This window comes from Kitasatospora sp. NPDC127111, from assembly GCF_042677465.1.
In the GTDB taxonomy this organism is placed as follows: domain Bacteria; phylum Actinomycetota; class Actinomycetes; order Streptomycetales; family Streptomycetaceae; genus Kitasatospora.
On record NZ_JBHXTG010000016.1, the window covers coordinates 95,113 to 110,411 of the forward strand.

14 protein-coding genes and 1 pseudogene are annotated in these 15,299 nt (G+C 75.8%); 6 read left to right on the forward strand and 9 right to left on the reverse strand.

From position 1 onward, the window contains the following. Nucleotide 1 precedes the first annotated feature (1 nt). Both ACFVHB_RS13445 and ACFVHB_RS13450 read right to left on the reverse strand, forming a co-directional pair. Nucleotides 2-2,752: an FtsX-like permease family protein gene (locus ACFVHB_RS13445; protein WP_380319877.1), complete on the reverse strand. Its 2,751-nt coding sequence runs from the start codon at nucleotides 2,750-2,752 to the stop codon at nucleotides 2-4. Next, the gene (locus ACFVHB_RS13450) at nucleotides 2,749-3,576 is read right to left on the reverse strand and encodes an ABC transporter ATP-binding protein (RefSeq protein ID WP_380319880.1); all 828 of its coding nucleotides are present in this window, start codon (nucleotides 3,574-3,576) and stop codon (nucleotides 2,749-2,751) included. Before ACFVHB_RS13450 ends, ACFVHB_RS13445 begins: the two co-directional genes overlap by 4 nt. Nucleotides 3,577-3,808: 232 nt before the next feature. Here ACFVHB_RS13450 and ACFVHB_RS13455 point away from each other — a divergent pair, with 232 nt between their 5' ends. After that, entirely contained in the window at nucleotides 3,809-4,687 is an 879-nt protein-coding gene (locus tag ACFVHB_RS13455) for an S-methyl-5'-thioadenosine phosphorylase (RefSeq protein ID WP_380319883.1), read from the forward strand. Here ACFVHB_RS13455 and ACFVHB_RS13460 read toward each other — a convergent pair. Genes ACFVHB_RS13460 through ACFVHB_RS13470 form a run of 3 tightly spaced genes read right to left on the reverse strand, consistent with a single transcriptional unit; the run spans nucleotide 4,677 to nucleotide 7,415 of the window. Next, nucleotides 4,677-5,321 (reverse strand): response regulator, encoded by a 645-nt coding sequence (locus ACFVHB_RS13460; protein ID WP_380319886.1) that lies wholly within the window; start codon nucleotides 5,319-5,321, stop codon nucleotides 4,677-4,679. The two genes, ACFVHB_RS13455 and ACFVHB_RS13460, sit on opposite strands and share 11 nt — an antisense overlap. Further along, nucleotides 5,273-6,616, reverse strand: coding sequence for a histidine kinase (locus ACFVHB_RS13465; protein ID WP_380319889.1), 1,344 nt, complete (start codon nucleotides 6,614-6,616; stop codon nucleotides 5,273-5,275). Before ACFVHB_RS13465 ends, ACFVHB_RS13460 begins: the two co-directional genes overlap by 49 nt. Before the next feature lie 4 nt (nucleotides 6,617-6,620). Beyond that, nucleotides 6,621-7,415 (reverse strand): type II CAAX prenyl endopeptidase Rce1 family protein, encoded by a 795-nt coding sequence (locus ACFVHB_RS13470; RefSeq protein WP_380319892.1) that lies wholly within the window; start codon nucleotides 7,413-7,415, stop codon nucleotides 6,621-6,623. A gap of 198 nt (nucleotides 7,416-7,613) precedes the next feature. On the opposite strand from ACFVHB_RS13470, the gene ACFVHB_RS13475 reads away from it, so the two are divergent. Further along, a complete protein-coding gene (locus ACFVHB_RS13475) occupies nucleotides 7,614-8,012 on the forward strand; it encodes a nuclear transport factor 2 family protein (protein WP_380319895.1) in 399 nt (132 codons plus the stop codon). 204 nt (nucleotides 8,013-8,216) lie between these two features. On the opposite strand, the gene ACFVHB_RS13480 is transcribed toward ACFVHB_RS13475, so the two are convergent. Next, entirely contained in the window at nucleotides 8,217-8,645 is a 429-nt protein-coding gene (locus ACFVHB_RS13480) for a DUF5997 family protein (protein ID WP_380319898.1), read from the reverse strand. A 57-nt stretch (nucleotides 8,646-8,702) separates the two neighbouring features. Here ACFVHB_RS13480 and ACFVHB_RS13485 point away from each other — a divergent pair, with 57 nt between their 5' ends. Continuing rightward, entirely contained in the window at nucleotides 8,703-9,575 is an 873-nt protein-coding gene (locus ACFVHB_RS13485; protein WP_380319901.1) for a LysR family substrate-binding domain-containing protein, read from the forward strand. Between the two features lie 76 nt (nucleotides 9,576-9,651). Here ACFVHB_RS13485 and ACFVHB_RS13490 read toward each other — a convergent pair. After that, nucleotides 9,652-9,810: pseudogene (locus tag ACFVHB_RS13490) on the reverse strand (IS481 family transposase); the annotation flags it as partial. 55 nt (nucleotides 9,811-9,865) lie between these two features. Here ACFVHB_RS13490 and ACFVHB_RS13495 point away from each other — a divergent pair. Beyond that, on the forward strand, nucleotides 9,866-10,846 hold the full coding sequence (locus ACFVHB_RS13495) for a phosphotransferase family protein (protein ID WP_380319904.1): 981 nt from the start codon (nucleotides 9,866-9,868) through the stop codon (nucleotides 10,844-10,846). Nucleotides 10,847-10,905: 59 nt separating this feature from the next. Here the strand turns inward: ACFVHB_RS13495 and ACFVHB_RS13500 are convergent, their stop codons facing one another. Both ACFVHB_RS13500 and ACFVHB_RS13505 read right to left on the reverse strand, forming a co-directional pair. Beyond that, on the reverse strand, nucleotides 10,906-11,955 hold the full coding sequence (locus ACFVHB_RS13500; protein ID WP_380319907.1) for a hypothetical protein: 1,050 nt from the start codon (nucleotides 11,953-11,955) through the stop codon (nucleotides 10,906-10,908). 48 nt (nucleotides 11,956-12,003) lie between these two features. Continuing rightward, nucleotides 12,004-12,285: a metal-sensitive transcriptional regulator gene (locus tag ACFVHB_RS13505; RefSeq protein WP_380319909.1), complete on the reverse strand. Its 282-nt coding sequence runs from the start codon at nucleotides 12,283-12,285 to the stop codon at nucleotides 12,004-12,006. A 195-nt stretch (nucleotides 12,286-12,480) separates the two neighbouring features. On the opposite strand from ACFVHB_RS13505, the gene ACFVHB_RS13510 reads away from it, so the two are divergent. Next, entirely contained in the window at nucleotides 12,481-12,756 is a 276-nt protein-coding gene (locus ACFVHB_RS13510; protein WP_380319912.1) for a heavy-metal-associated domain-containing protein, read from the forward strand. 139 nt (nucleotides 12,757-12,895) lie between these two features. Further along, a complete protein-coding gene (locus ACFVHB_RS13515) occupies nucleotides 12,896-15,154 on the forward strand; it encodes a heavy metal translocating P-type ATPase (protein ID WP_380319915.1) in 2,259 nt (752 codons plus the stop codon). Nucleotides 15,155-15,299: the final 145 nt, after the last annotated feature.

The window sequence follows — 15,299 nt, forward strand, 5'->3', positions numbered from 1 at the left end:
CTCAGCCGAGGCGGCGGGTGAGCGGGATGCGGGAGCGGGTGAACGCGGCGGCGAGCAGGCCGGCGAACAGCGGGAGGACGAGCGCGGTGAGCGCGATCCCGGCCCAGGGGACGACGACCGGGCTGGTCGCGCCCGGCAGGTCGACGGCCTTCGCCTGGAGCAGGGCGAGCGCGGGCACGAACCCGTTGACGGTGCCGAGCGCCGCGCCCAGGAAGGCGATCAGCGCGCACTGGACGCCGGAGAGCCGGCGGCGGATGCCGGGCGGGGCGCCGACGGCGGCCAGGGTGGCCTGGTCGCGCCGGGAGTCGGCGGCGGCGAGACCGGTGGCGATGCAGGCGGCGCCGAGAACGACCAGGGCGGCGAAGCCGGTGAGGGCGAGGGCCGGCAGGTCGCCCTTGGGCCGGTAGCCGCGTTCCACGTCGAGCCGGGCCAGCGGCGCCAGCCGGTCGGCGGTGGCGGCGGCCCGCTGCTCGGCCCGGTGGTCCGGCGCGGAGGCGGGCAGCCAGACCGCGCCCACGGGCTTCACGGCCAGGCCGAGGCGCTGCATGGTCGCGGCGCCGACCACGCCGGTCCCGTACCGGGCGGCGTCCTGGTTCGGGACCGCGACGGCGTCGACGGCGATCTCCCGGATCTCCTGCGTCGCGCCGGAGCCCGGCTGCGCGCCGCCGGTGAACCCGCCGGTGAGCTGGAGCAGCACCTTGCCGTCGTGGACCTGCCCGGGGTCGAAGACGACGGCCTTGCCCGCGGCGAGCGCCTGTTCGGCGGCCGGGTCGCGCAGGGCGAAGGCGTTGCGCAGGGCGGTCGCGTCGCCGACGACGAGGGTGCTCGGCCCGTGCAGGCCGCCGCCGCCCTTGACGGTGACGGTGCTGGAGCAGCCCGCGCACCAGGAGTAGAACGCCTGGGCGAGGTCGGCGCGTTCGCCGAGGCCGGGGATGTCCTGCTCGACGGCCGAGCGCAGCCGGGGGAGCTGCGGGTCGTCCGGCGTGACGGCGAGGGTGACGGCGTTGACCGGGGTGAACGGCCGGTAGGCCGCGCGGTCCCGCGCCTCGGTGCTGCCGGTGTAGAGGCCGACGGCGACGGCACCGGCCACGGCGGCCATCACGGCGGCGATGGCGGGGGCGGTGCGTCCGCGGTGGCGGGCGGAGTCGCGCAGCGCGAGCCGGCCGCTGAGCGGCAGGTGGCGGGCGAGCCGGCCGCAGAGCGCGACCAGCAGGGGGGTGAGCAGGAGCAGGCCCAGTTCGGCGGCGACCGAGCCGGCCAGCACCATCAGCGTCATCCGGTCGAGACCGGCCAGGACGGCGATGCCGCGCCCGGTGCCGTCGTCGGTGCCGACGGCGAGCAGGGCGGTGGCCGCGCCCGCGACGAGGAGCACGACGCCGAGGGCGCTGGTCCGGCGGCTCGGCGGCCGTACGGTGTCGCGGTCGTGGAGACCGGCGGTGACGCTCTGCCGGGCGGCCTGCAGGGCGGGCAGCGCGGCGGCGAGCAGCGCGGTGAGCAGGCCGACGGCGCTGATCGCCGCGAGGTCGGTGACCTCCAGGCCGAAGTGGCCGAACCGGCTGCCGGCGGTCTCCTCGATCCACGGCCGGAGCACCGCGACCAGGCCGGTGCCGAGCAGGACGCCGGCCACCGCACCGGCCAGGCCGAGCACCAGGCCGGCGGCGAGCACGACGGCGGCGACGTGCCCGCGATCGCCGCCGGTGGCCGCGAGCAGGGCCAGCTGGCGGCGGGAGCGGCGGGCGCCGACGGCGAAGGCCGGTCCGGCGAGCAGGGCCACCTCCAGCAGGGCCATGGCGGCGACGGTGGCGGCCACGACGACGGTGTTCCGGCGGCCGGAGCCGCTCGCCGCGTCGCCGGGGCCGGCCGACGGGCCGCGGTAGGAGTCCGCGGCCCCGGCGGGCGGGTCGACCGCGACGGTGCGGGAGGTGGCGGTGAACCCGTGCGCGTTGAGCCGCTGGACGCCCGACCGGTCGAGTACCTGGCCGGCGGGGAGCCGGACCAGCCAGGACGCCTTGTCGGCGGCCTGTTCGGAGACGCCGGTCGGCGGCTTGGCGGCCGGGGTGAGGGCGGCGAGCGGCTCGATCACCTCGCCCGGACGGCCGACGAACTCGATCTTGTCGAGGTCGCCGGGGTGTTCCACCACGCCGGTCAGCGTGAACGGCGTCTTCTCCAGGCCCTTGAGGGTGGTGCTGGAGCCGAGGCCGAGCCCGGATTCGCGGAGGAAGGCGCGGGTGACGGCCGCCTCGTGCGGGGCCTTGGGCGCCCGGCCCTCGACCAGGTCGATCCGGCCCCGCCAGGCCGGGTCGGCCAGGTCGGCCTCGGCGGTGTCGGTCTGGAGCAGGCCGTCGTGGGAGGCGGCGCTCGCGGTGGGCCCGGGGGAGGCCGGCAGCAGGACGGCGCCGGGCAGGAGCTCCTTCAGCAGCTCGGCGGGGACGGCGGTGGCGCCGCGGGCCTGTTCCGGCGTCGGCGCCTCGTTCGGCCTGGGCGCGACGGCGTAGGCGCCGTCCTCGGCGAACGGGGCCTGGTGGACGGTGCTGCCGGGCGCGTACGCGGTGACGTACGCGTCGGCCCCGCCGAGCAGCCGCTCGGCCCGCTCGGCCGGGGTGAGCTGGCCGCTGCGGTGGACGACGTCGGCGCCGGCGACGCCGAGGACGGGCAGGGCGACCATGGCGACGACGAGGGCGCTGCGGCCCTTGGCGCGCAGGGCGTCGCGGCGGGCGACGCGCAGCGCGACCTTGAGCGATCGGAGCCTCATCGGGCGGCCCCGATCCCGTCGGCCCGGTGGGTGCGGCCGTGGCGGGCGGCCATCCGCAGCAGGACGTCGGGGCCCTGGCCGAAGCTCTCGTCGACGATCCGGCCGTCGCTGAGGAAGACGACGCGGTCGGCCCAGGCGGCGTGGCGGGGTTCGTGGGTGACCATCATGGCGGCGGCGCCGGCGTCGCAGCGGGCGCGCAGGACGGCGAGGACGGCCTCGCCGGTGGTGGAGTCGAGGGCGCCGGTGGGTTCGTCGGCGAGGACGAGGCGGCGGTCGCCGATCAGGGCGCGGGCGATGGCGACGCGCTGCTGCTGGCCGCCGGACATGTCGTCGGGGAAGCGGTCGGCGAGCTCCGGGATGCCCAGCTCCTCCAGTGCCGCGATCGCCTCGCGGCGGGTCACCCGCCCCGCGGAGCCGTCGAGTTCGCGGGGGAGGGTGATGTTCTCGGCGGCGGTGAGCGCCGGGATCAGGTTGTAGTCCTGGAAGACGTAGCCGACGGAGCGGCGGCGCACCTCGGCGAGCTTCTTGCGGGTGAGGCCGCCGAGGGCGACGCCCTCGACCAGGACCTGGCCGCTGGTCGGGCTGTCCAGGCCGCCCGCGAGGGTCAGCAGGGTGGACTTGCCGGACCCGGACGGGCCCATCACGGCGACGAACTCGCCGGGGTGGACCTTCAGGTCGACCCCGCGCAGCGCCTGGACCTCGGCGGCACCCTGGCCGTGGACCCGGGTGACGTGGTCCAGGTGCAGCACCGGTCGGACGGCGCTCCCGGACGGAGTGGGCCGGGGCACGGGACCGGTCGCAGGCACGGGACTGGTCTGAGGCATGGGTGGTCCCCCTCGGGAAGTGGCATGACGACGGAGGCCGGCGGCCGGCGGTGGAACGTCCCCCGGCCGGACCGGGCCTGCATACCGAGTATGTATACCGGACCGGCCGGGGAAAGTCATATGTAGTCCACCGTCATATGGAGGCGTGGGCGCCCCCGAACGGTTCCGGCCGACCGCCCGGGGCACGCCCTAGGCTGGCCGGGGCCAGCTCCCGGAGGAAAGGTTCATCGACATGGCGGACATGACGCCCCATCGGTACGCGACCGGCACGGCCCCGCGCGCGGAACTGGGCGTGATCGGCGGCTCCGGCCTCTACGCGCTGCTGGACGACGTCACCGAGGTCTCCGTCGACACCCCGTACGGGCCGCCGAGTGACTCGCTCTTCCTCGGCGAGGTCGCCGGGCGCAGCGTGGCGTTCCTGCCCCGGCACGGGCGGGGTCACCGGATCCCGCCGCACCGCATCGACTACCGCGCCAACCTCTGGGCCCTGCACGCGCTGGGTGTGCGGCAGGTGCTCGGGCCGTGCGCGGTCGGCGGCCTGCGTCCCGAGTACGGGCCGGGCACGCTGCTCGTCCCGGACCAGTTCGTCGACCGCACCTCGGGGCGGGTCCAGACCTACTACGACGGCCTGCCCCTGCCGGACGGCACGGTGCCGGAGGTGGTGCACGTGTCGATGGCCGACCCGTACTGCCCGGCGGGGCGGGCGGTGGCGCTGGACGCCGCCCGCGGCGCCGCGTGGGAGCCGGTCGACGGCGGCACCCTGGTGGTGATCGAGGGCCCGCGCTTCTCCACCCGGGCCGAGTCCCGCTGGTACACCGCCAACGGCTGGTCGGTGGTCGGCATGACCGGCCACCCCGAGGCCGTCCTCGCCCGCGAACTCGGCCTCTGCTACACCTCGCTGGCCCTGGTCACCGACCTCGACGCGGGCGTCGAGAGCGGCGAGGGCGTCACCCACGCCGAAGTCCTGGAGGTCTTCGCCCGCAACGTCGACCGCCTGCGCACCGTCCTGTTCACCGCCCTCGGCAACCTGCCCACCACCCGCGACTGCCTCTGCTCGCACGCCCTCGACGGGGTTGTCACCGGCCTGCCGGGGGTCGGAATCAGCGCTTGAGGTAGGCGAGGACGGCAAGGACGCGGCGGTTGTCGTCGGCGGAGGCCTCGATGCGCAGCTTGGCGAAGATGCTCGCGGTGTGCTTGGCGACGGCGCTCTCGCTGATGTGGAGGGTGTGCGTGATGGCGGCGTTGGAGCGGCCCTCGGCCATCAGCTTGAGTACGTCGTGCTCGCGGGCCGTGAGGTCGGCGGTGTTGCCGCGGGCGTCGCTGCGGGCCAGCAGGCGGGCGATGACCTGCGGGTCCATGACGGTGCCGCCGGACGCCACGGTCCGGACGGCGTTGACGAACTGGGCGGTGTGGGTGACCCGGTCCTTGAGCAGGTAGCCGATGGCGCCCTGGCCGCCGGCCAGCAGCTCGTGGGCGTACAGCTGGTCGACGTACTGGGAGAGGATCAGGACGGGAAAGGCCGGGCGGAGGCGGCGGGCCTCCAGGGCGGCCCGCAGGCCCTCGTCGGTGAAGGTCGGCGGCAGGCGGATGTCGACCACGGCGACGTCCGGCTGTTCCTCGCGCAGGGCGCGCAGCAGGGCCGGGCCGTTGTCGACGGCCGCGACCACCTCGAAGCCGTGCTCCCGGAGGGTGCGGGTCAGCCCGTCCCGGAGCAGGAAGAGGTCTTCGGCGAGGACGACGCGCACGGTATCTCCAGGGTCGCGGTGGTCGGGCCGCCCGGCGGGCTGTCCAGGGCGAGGGCTCCGTCGAAGGCGCTCAGCCTGCGCCGGATGCCGTGCAGCCCGCTGCCCCGGGCGGGGTCGGCCCCGCCGCGGCCGTCGTCGCCGACCGTGATGCGCAGCGCGGGGCCGGTGTGCTCCAGGCGGATCCTGACCTCGCGGGCGCCGGAGTGCTTGCCGGCGTTGGCGAGCAGCTCGCCGACCGCGAAGTAGGCGGCGGACTCGACCGGGGCGGGCAGCCGGTCGGGCAGGTGGGCCTCGACGTGGACGTCGAGGAAGCTGTCGAGCGCCAGGGACCGGACGGCGTCGCCGAGTCCGCGGTCGGCGAGGACGGGCGGGTGGATGCCGTGGACCAGGTCGCGGAGGTCCTGCAGAGCCCGGGACGAGGTGGCGCGGACGTCGTCCAGCAGCGCGCGGGCGGCCCGCGGGTCGGTGTCGAGGAGCAGGGTGGCCCGGTCCAGGGTCAGGCCGAGGGCGACCAGCCGGGCCTGCGCCCCGTCGTGCAGGTCCCGTTCGATGCGCCGGAGTTCGGCCGCCTGTGTGTCGAGCGCGTCGGCGCGGGTGTCGGTGAGGTGCTCGATGCGGCGCTCGAGCTCGGTGCGGTACGGCGCGGAGAGCACCCGCCGGCTCCAACGGGCGTGCCAGTCGAGGGCGGTGGGTGCGAGCCGGACGCCTGCCGCGACGAACCCGAGGCCGAGGACCAGGGCGGCCAGCATGGTGGCCGTGGACTCGACGGGGACGAAGGCGTACCAGTTGCCGTCGCCCAGGAGCGGCCAGACGAACGGCTGCACCAGTGCGCCGAACAGCCCGTAGTGGATGAGCGCGAGCGGGAGCGCGACGAGGAGCCCGCCGGTCCACGGTTCCAGCCAGGCCCATCCGAGGTCGTGCCAGAAACCCTCGTCGCCGAGGATGCGGGCCGCCCGGCGGCGGCCGTCCCGGGCGGCGTCCCCGCCGAGTGGCTCGGGCGGGCTGATCGGGGTGCCCGTCCAGCGGGCGGTCCAGGAGCGGTGGCGGTCGGAGAGCCGGCGCAGGGCCGTCGCGGCGGGCGGCAGCAGGGCGCGGCCCAGGCCGACGGGGAGCAGGAGCAGCGCGCCCACCACGAGCCCGCCGGCCGCGGTCACCGCGAAGGCGGCCAGCGACAGCAGTTGGCACCGCCCGGCGGCCACCCAGCCGCGCCGCACCGCGGTCCGTCCGTGCCGCACCGCGGTCCGGCCGCCATCAGGGCGTCCGTCCCCCGCCGCCATGACCACCCGTCGTTCCATGTCCTCAGCGCGCCCCGTGCGGCGCCGTCAGGATCCTATCCGCCGGCGCCCGCAGCACCCACGGCACGGCCGCGAGCAGGCACGCCCCGCCGAACAACAGCATCGGCGCCACCGCGCCGGACTCCTCGTCCATGAAGAGCAGCATCCCGAGGTTGACCAGGGTGTGGAAGCCGCCCGCGAGCAGCAGGCGGTTGGCGCGGACGTGCTCCAGGCCGAGCCCGAGGAGGACCGACATCGCCACGGTGGCGAGCAGGAACCCGGCGGCGTAGGCCGGGGCCTGGGCGAAGACCTGGACGTGCCAGACGCCCCACACCACCCCCACCAGGGCGGAGGCCGTCACCGGGCCGAACCGCGTCCGCACCAGCGGCTGGAACAGGCAGCGCCAGCCGATCTCCTCGCCGCAGGCGCCCACCAGTTGGGCCACCACGATCAACGCGAAGGGGTGTCCGAGCGAGCCCGGGCCGGTCGACCGGGCGGTGCCGTCCGGGGCCGTCACGGCGTACGCGCCCGCGCTCAGGGCGATGATCAGCGGTGCGGTGAGCAGCAGCCACAGCCCCCGTCCCGGCCGCCGCTCCGCCCCGCCCGGGGTCCGCCGGGCGGGCAGGGCGCCGGCGAGCCGGTGCCGGATCCGGGAGGGCCACAGCAGGGCCACCGTCACCACCCCGGCGGCGGGGCCGAACTGGGTCAGCTGGACGACCTCCGTCGGAATCCCCGTCGCGGGCTGAACCGCCCCCAACGCTCCTGCCGCCACGAACGCGACGGCGAGGAACACCCCCGCTTCCGCCTTCCATGCACGCATGTCGCCTGGCCCCCGCTCGTCCGGTCCGTCCGCGTCGCCGTCGGACGCGTCGCCGTCGACTCTGCCGGGCGCGGGGGTGCGGGCCATTGCGGGTAGCTGCCCGGAGGGGGTGCATCCAGGTGCACCCCCTCCGCCAGACGCACTCCTTCGCGGGCGCCCCCCTGCCGCAGGGTGCCATTGCACTGTTACCGTCTGATCATGTCCAAGGTGGAGATTGACGCGCTGACCGCCGAGTTCTTCGGGTCCTTCGACAACCGGGGCGGTAAGTCCGCCGACGTGGGCCGGCTGCGCCGGCTGCTCCTCCCGGGCGCCGTGATCGTCGTGACCGGCCCGAACTACACGGTCTACACCGTGGACGAGTTCATCGCGCCCCGCGAGCAACTGCTCAGCGACGGGCGGCTGGTGGAGTTCTCCGAGTGGGAGACCTCGGAGCGGACCGAGATCGCGGGCGACATCGCCTCGCGCTTCGGCGAGTACCGCAAGTCGGGCATCCTGAACGGCGAGCCGTACGAGGGCACCGGGACGAAGACCATCCAGTTCGTCCGCACCCCGGAGGGCTGGCGGATCGCCGCCTTCTCCTGGTACGACCAGCCCTGACGGCACCGCCCGGGCCGCCCTCCCGGCCGCTGGGGCGCCCTCCCGGCCCCCCGCGAGCGGCGCGGGAACGGCCCCCGAACGGCGCGGGAACGGCCCCCGAACGGCGCGGGAACGGCCCCGAACGGCGCGAGAGCGGCCCGAGAACGGCGCGCGCCGCCGCCCGGTCGGTGCCGGTGCGGCGGCGTCGGTGGTGCGCGGCCCGGGTCAGCGCTTCCTGGCGGGCGCGGCCGGGGCGGCGGCCTGCTTCTGCTGCTCCTTCTCGTGCTTCTCCTTGATCCGCACGGTCTCCTTGCGGACCTCGGCCTGGACGGCGCGCTCGCGCTCCAGCCAGGACGGGTTCTCCTGCTTCAGGGCGTCGATCTGCTCCGTGGTGAGGGCCTCGGTGACCCCGCCGCGGGCCAGGCCGGCGATCGAGACGCCGAGCTTGGCGGCGACGACCGGGCGCGGGTGCGGGCCGTTGCGGCGCAGCTCCTGGAGCCAGGCCGGCGGCTCGGCCTGCAGGGCGTTCAGCTCCTCGCGGGAAACCACGCCCTCCCGGAAGTCGGCGGGGGCGGCGTCGAGGTAGATGCCCAGTTTCTTGGCCGCCGTGGCCGGCTTCATGGTCTGGGTGGTCTTCGGCTTGAGCGATGTCATGGTCATAAGGGTAAGCGAGTGAGTGGCGGCCCCGGTCACGGTCGGTAGCCTTGCTGCGTGACAGAGATGCAGGCGAACCCCTCGTTCCGACTGGCGTATGTTCCGGGCGTGACGCCCGGTAAGTGGGCGCGCGTCTGGGAGCAGCGGCTTCCGGACGTCCCGCTCACCCTGGTCGCGGTGCCGGTGGAGGAGGGCGAGCCGACGCTGCTGGGCGGGGCTGCGGACGCCGGGCTGGTCCGGCTGCCGGTCGACCGGGACAGCCTCAGCGCGATCCCGCTGTACACCGAGACCACGGTGGTCGTCTTCCCGAAGGACCACTGGCTGGCGGCGGCCGAGGAGGTGCCGGTCGCGGACCTCGCCGACGAGATCGTCTTCCACCCGATGGACGACGCGCTCGGCTGGCAGACCCTGCCGGGGCGGCCCGCGATCGAGCGGCCGGCGACGACGGGTGACGCGATCGAGCTGGTGGCCGCGAACGTCGGCGTGCTGCTCGTCCCGCAGTCGCTCGCCCGGCTGCACCACCGCCGGGACCTCACGTACCGGCCGGTGCCGGATGCGCCGCAGTCGCAGGTGGCGCTCTCCTGGCCGCAGGACCGGACGACCGACCTGGTGGAGGAGTTCATCGGCATCGTCCGCGGGCGGACGGTGAACAGCTCGCGCGGCCGCGCCCAGACTGCGGCGCCCGCCCAGCCGAAGCAGCAGCAGGCGGGCGGCAAGCCGTCCGCGAAGCCGGGGGGCAAGGCGGCCGGCGGGAAGGCGACGGGCGGCAAGGCGGCCGGCGGGAAGACGGCGGGCGGGAAGGCGGCGGCCGGCCGGAGCGGCGGCACCGGGAAGCCGGGCGCCGGGCGGGCGGGCGGCGGCCGGTCCGGCGGGGCCAAGCCCGGGGCCGGCAAGTCCGGCGGCGCCCGCCGGGGCCGCCCCGGGCGCTGATCCCCGGCGCTGACTCAGGGCGCCGACCGGCCTGACCGGCTCGGCCGGCGGCCACGGCGCCCCGGACGCCCACGCCCTAGGTGTTCTGCCCCGTGAGGTTGGGGACGCGGCTGGCGGGTGGTCTGCCTGCGCGTGCGGTGTGTCCGCGGTGGTGATTGTAGGTGTGGAGCCAGGCGGGGTAGGCGTCGCGGCGTTCCTGTTCGGTGCGGTAGGGCCTGGCGTGGGCCCATTCGTCCACGCCGTGAACCCCGCACCAACCCCCGTGGTTGGTACACCTAGGCTGGCGGGCCATGAGCGAACACGTGACAGCGGACGGGACCGGGCGGGACCAGGCCGCGACCTGGGCGTGGGTCGAGGCGCAGCTGGCCGGCGGCAGCAGGGTGACCGGGAACACCCGGTTACGCGGTGGCTTCACCTCGGACATGCGCCGTCTGGACATCGAAGGGCCGGACGGGCCGGGGGAGTTGGTGCTCCGCTCGTTCGTCCGGCCGTTCTACCTCCGGCACGCGGAAGGCCTGCTCACCCGCGAGGCGGCCATCCTCACCAGGCTCGCCGCGGACGGCACGGGCGTACCCGCGGCCACCCTGCGCGGGGTGGACGCGACGGGCGAGTTCTGCGCCTACCCGTCGCTGCTGATGACCGTGCTGCCCGGTGCCGTCCGGGTGGACGGTGAGCGGCTGGACGAGCGCTGCCGGCTGCTCGCCGAGCAGCTGGTCCGGATCCACCGCCTCGACGTGCCGGAGCACGAGCGGCCGCGCGACTACCAGGCATGGGTGACCGCGGAGGGCGTCCGGCGCCCGGGGGGGAGCGCGCGTCCCGGGGTGTGGGAGCGGGCCGTCGAGGTCATCCGCCGTCCGCCGCCGGCCTTCCGGGGCCGGTTCCTGCACCGCGACTACCACCCGGGCAACGTGCTGTTCGGCGCGGAGGAGGAGGGGGAGGGGCTGCGGATCACCGGCGTGGTCGACTGGGTGGAGACCTCGTGGGGCCCGGCCGACCTGGACGTCGCGCACTGCTCCACCGCGCTGGCCCTGCTGCACGGCGTACCGACCGGGCTGGAGTTCGCCGACCGCTACCGGGCGGCCGGCGGGGAACTGGCCGAGGACCCGGCCGATCACCTGTACTGGCGGCTGCTCGACGCGCTGGCCTTCGCACCGGACGCGGAGAAGGTCGGGGTCAGCTGGCGCGACCTGGGCCGGGCGGACCTGACCCCGGAGCTGCTCACCGGCCGGCTGGAGGAGTACGTCGGGGAGCTGCTGAAGCGTTACGGCTGAGGCGCCGGTGCCGGGGCGAATTTGTGGCCGGGGCGCCGCGGCCGGGCCCCGGCGGCCGCTCAGTGCCGGTGGCCCTCCGGCGCCGGCACGGCGGGGGCGGCCGGAGCGACCGGCGCTGCGGGTGCGGACGCCGCCGCCCCCGCCTGTGAGCCCGCGTCCGCGCCCGTGCCCGTGCCCGCGTCCGTGCCGACCGTGACGGTGAAGGCGGCGGTGCGGACGGTGTCCCCGTGCTTGAAGTCGAGGAAGAGCCGGTAGGTGCCCGGGCTGGGCGCGGTGCTGGTGAAGGCGACCTCCGGCCCGGGCGTGCTGCTCTCCGGATGGACGTGGAGGTACGCCAGGTCGCCGGCGCGCAGCGCGACCAGGTGGCCGTAGGCGCCGAGGTAGGGCTGCAGGTCGGTGACCGGCCGGCCGTCCCGGGTGACGCCGAGGGTGAGCCGGGCGGGCCGGCCGGGCGTGAGGTCGCCGCCCAGGGTGACGGTGTAGCCGTCCACGGTGGCGGTGCGCCCCGGTTCGGGCAGCGGCGCGGGGCGCAGGTCGCCGGCGGCGTGCAGGTCGGCGCCGAGGGTGAGGCCCTCGGTGGCGCCGCCCGGGGTGAAGTCGGCGAAGACCCGGTACTCGCCGGCGGCGGGCAGGGCGGCCGTCGCGCTCCAGGTGCCGTCGGCGGCCCGGGTGGGGTGCAGGTGCTGGAACGTGGCGAGGTCGCGCGGGGCGACGATCAGGTGCAGCTCCCTCTCGTGCGCGGGGCGGTAGTCGGTGACCGGCCTGCCGTCCGCGCCGAGGATGCGGAACCGCAGGTCGGTGGGGGCGCCGGCGGTCACGAAGGGGTGGTCCAGGCTGAGTGTGTAGCCGCGTTCGGAGATCTGGAGGCCACCGGGCAGGTGGCCGCCGCCGGCCGCGTCGGCCGGTCCGGCGGTGGCAGCGGCCCCGGCGGCCGGCGCCTCGCCGCCGTGCCCGGCGTGGGCGACGGAGGCGGAGGCGGAGACGGGGGCAGCGGCGGCGGCCGGGCGCGGGGCCGGGCCGTCGCCGGTGAGGTGGCCGACCCCGTACGCGGCGCCGAACGCGGTGGTGAGGCCGGTGGCGAAGGCGGCGATCTTCAGGGCGGTGTTCACGGCGGGTGCTCCTTCTGACGTGGTTGGTGGGCGCGGGAGGGGCCGCGCTCAGGCGCGCAGCAGGCGGGCGATGGCGTTCGACGCCTCGGTGATCCTGGCGTCGGCCTCGCTGCCGCCGCGGGCGATGGCGTCCTGGACGCAGTGGCCGAGGTGGTCGTCGAGCAGGTGCAGGGCGACGGACTGCAGGGCCTTCGTGGTGGCCGAGATCTGCGTGAGGACGTCGATGCAGTAGCCGCCGGTGTCGACCATCCGCTGCAGCCCGCGGACCTGGCCCTCGATGCGGCGCAGCCTGCGCAGGACGTGGTCCTTGTCCTCGTGGTAGCCGGTCATGCGGGCCTCCTCGGGTGGTAGGGCGGGGGCGCTCCGGTGCGCTTCGACGCCCTGGATTAGATACCCCCAGGGGGTATCTGGTCAAGAGGGATCGAGGGGCTTGCGCGGCATACCCCCCATGGGTATAACTGAGCTCACATCGAGATACCCCCACCGGGTATTCCAGCGCCATCCTGCCACCCCTCGGAGGAACCCATGTCCTGCTGCTCCACCAACGGCACCTGCACCACCACCGCCACCGTCGGGACGGCCCCGGCCGCCGTCACCGCCGTGTACGCGGTCGCCGGGATGACCTGCGGCCACTGCGAGCAGGCCGTCGGCAAGGCCGTCTCCGCCCTGGCCGGCGTCACCGCCGTCTCGGTCGACGTGCGGGCCGGCCTGGTCACCGTCTCCGCCGACGCCGAGCCGGACGAGGCGGCCCTGCGCGCCGCCATCGACGACGCGGGCTACGAGCTGACCGGCCGCGCCTGACCCCGCACGCGCCTGACCCCCGCCCGCGGGCTCCGGGGCCCCCTACCCCCCAGGGGGTATCCGGGCCCCGGCCGCCCCGGCAGCCGATCACCTTCCGAGCACGACCCGTCAGCACCGCGAGACCCGTGAGGAGCCCCAGATGACCACCCAGGCACCCGCCTCCACCGAGGTGGAACTCCAGATCGGCGGCATGACCTGCGCCTCCTGCGCCGCCCGGATCGAGAAGAAGCTCAACCGGATGGACGGCGTCGAGGCCACCGTCAACTACGCCACCGAGAAGGCGAAGGTGGTCGTCGCCGAAGGCGTCGAGGTCGCCGACCTGATCGCCACCGTCGAGGCCACCGGCTACACCGCCGTCCTCCCCCGGCCCGCCGCCACCGGGACCGCCCCCGGGACCGCCCCCGGGGAGCCGGACGGCGCGGACGACGAACTCGCCCCCCTGCGGCAGCGGCTGATCACCGCACTCGCGCTGGCCGTCCCCGTGATCGCGATGGCGATGGTGCCGGCCCTGCAGTTCGACAACTGGCAGTGGCTCTCGCTGACCCTCGCCGCGCCCGTCGTCAGCTACGCCGCCTGGCCGTTCCACCGGGCCGCCTGGACCAACGCCCGCCACGGCGCGGCCACCATGGACACCCTGGTCTCGCTCGGCACCGGGGCCGCGTTCCTCTGGTCGCTGTGGGCGCTGTTCCTCGGCCACGCCGGCATGCCCGGCATGCGGCACGGCTTCGAGCTCACCATCGCCCGCGGCGACGGCTCGTCCAACATCTACCTGGAGGCCGCGGCCGGCGTCACCGCGTTCATCCTGGCCGGCCGCTACTTCGAGGCCCGCTCCAAGCGCACCGCCGGCGCCGCGCTGAAGGCGCTGCTGGAGCTCGGCGCCAAGGACGTCACCGTCCTGCGCGGCGGCACCGAGGTCCGCGTCCCGACCATCGAGCTCGCCGTCGGCGAACTGTTCGTGGTCCGGCCCGGGGAGAAGATCGCCACCGACGGCGTGGTCGAACAGGGCGCCTCGGCCGTGGACGCCTCGATGCTGACCGGCGAGTCCGTGCCGGTCGAGGTCGCGGTCGGCGCCACCGTCACCGGCGCCACCGTCAACGCCGGCGGCCGGCTGGTGGTCCGCGCCACCCGGGTCGGCGCCGACACCCAGCTCGCCCGGATGGCCCGGCTGGTCGAGGACGCGCAGAACGGCAAGGCCGCCGCCCAGCGCCTGGCCGACCGGATCTCCGCCGTCTTCGTCCCGATCGTGATCACCCTGGCGCTCGCCACCCTCGGCTACTGGCTCGGCACCGGCGAGGGCTGGAGCGCCGCCTTCACCGCCGCCGTCGCCGTGCTGATCATCGCCTGCCCGTGCGCCCTCGGCCTGGCCACCCCGACCGCCCTGCTCGTCGGCACCGGGCGCGGCGCCCAGCTCGGCATCCTGATCAAGGGCCCCGAGGTGCTCGAGTCCACCCGCAAGGTCGACACCGTCGTCCTGGACAAGACCGGCACCGTCACCACCGGCCGGATGACCCTGCTCGCCGTCCACACCGCCGACGGCGTCAGCGAGGAGGAGGCGCTGCGCCTGGCCGGTGCGCTGGAGCACGCCTCCGAGCACCCGATCGCCCGGGCCGTCGCCGCCGCCGCGCTCGACCGCCTCGGCGAACTGCCCGCCGTGGAGGGCTTCGAGAACGTCCCCGGCCTCGGCGTCCAGGGCGTGGTGGACGGGCACGCGGTGCTGGTCGGCCGCGAGCGACTGCTCGCCGACTGGTCGCAGTACCTGCCCGAGGCGCTGCGCGACGCGAAGGCCGCGGCCGAGGCGGCCGGCCGGACCGTCGTCGCGGTCGGCTGGGACGGCGCGGCGCGGGCGGTGCTGGAGGTCGCCGACGCGGTCCGGCCCACCAGCGCCGAGGCCGTCGCCCGACTGCGCGGGCTGGGTCTCACCCCGGTCCTGCTCACCGGGGACAACGCCGCCGTGGCCGTGGCGGTGGCCGCCGAGGTCGGGATCGCGGCCGAGCACGTGATCGCCGAGGTGCTGCCGGAGGACAAGGTCGCCACCGTGCGGCGGCTGCAGTCCGAGGGCCGGGTCGTGGCGATGGTCGGCGACGGCGTCAACGACGCGGCCGCGCTCGCCCAGGCCGACCTGGGGCTCGCCATGGGCACCGGCACCGACGCCGCGATCGAGGCCGGCGACCTCACCCTGGTCCGCGGGGACCTACTGGCCGCCGCCGACGCGATCCGGCTCTCCCGCCGCACCCTGGCCACCATCAAGAGCAACCTGTTCTGGGCCTTCGGCTACAACGTCGCCGCCCTGCCGTTGGCAGCGGCCGGCCTGCTCAACCCGATGATCGCGGGCGCGGCGATGGCGTTCTCGTCGGTCTTCGTGGTCGGCAACAGCCTGCGCCTCCGCACCTTCCGCTGACGCCCCGCCGGTCACCCGGCCCCTTCGCCGTCAGCCCTCCGCCTCCGATCCTGCCCCGCCCGCCGTCGGCCCTCCTCCCCGATCCGCCCCTCGCCTTTTCGGGTGAGGGGCGGATGTTTTCGGGTGAGGGGCGGATGTCAGGTCC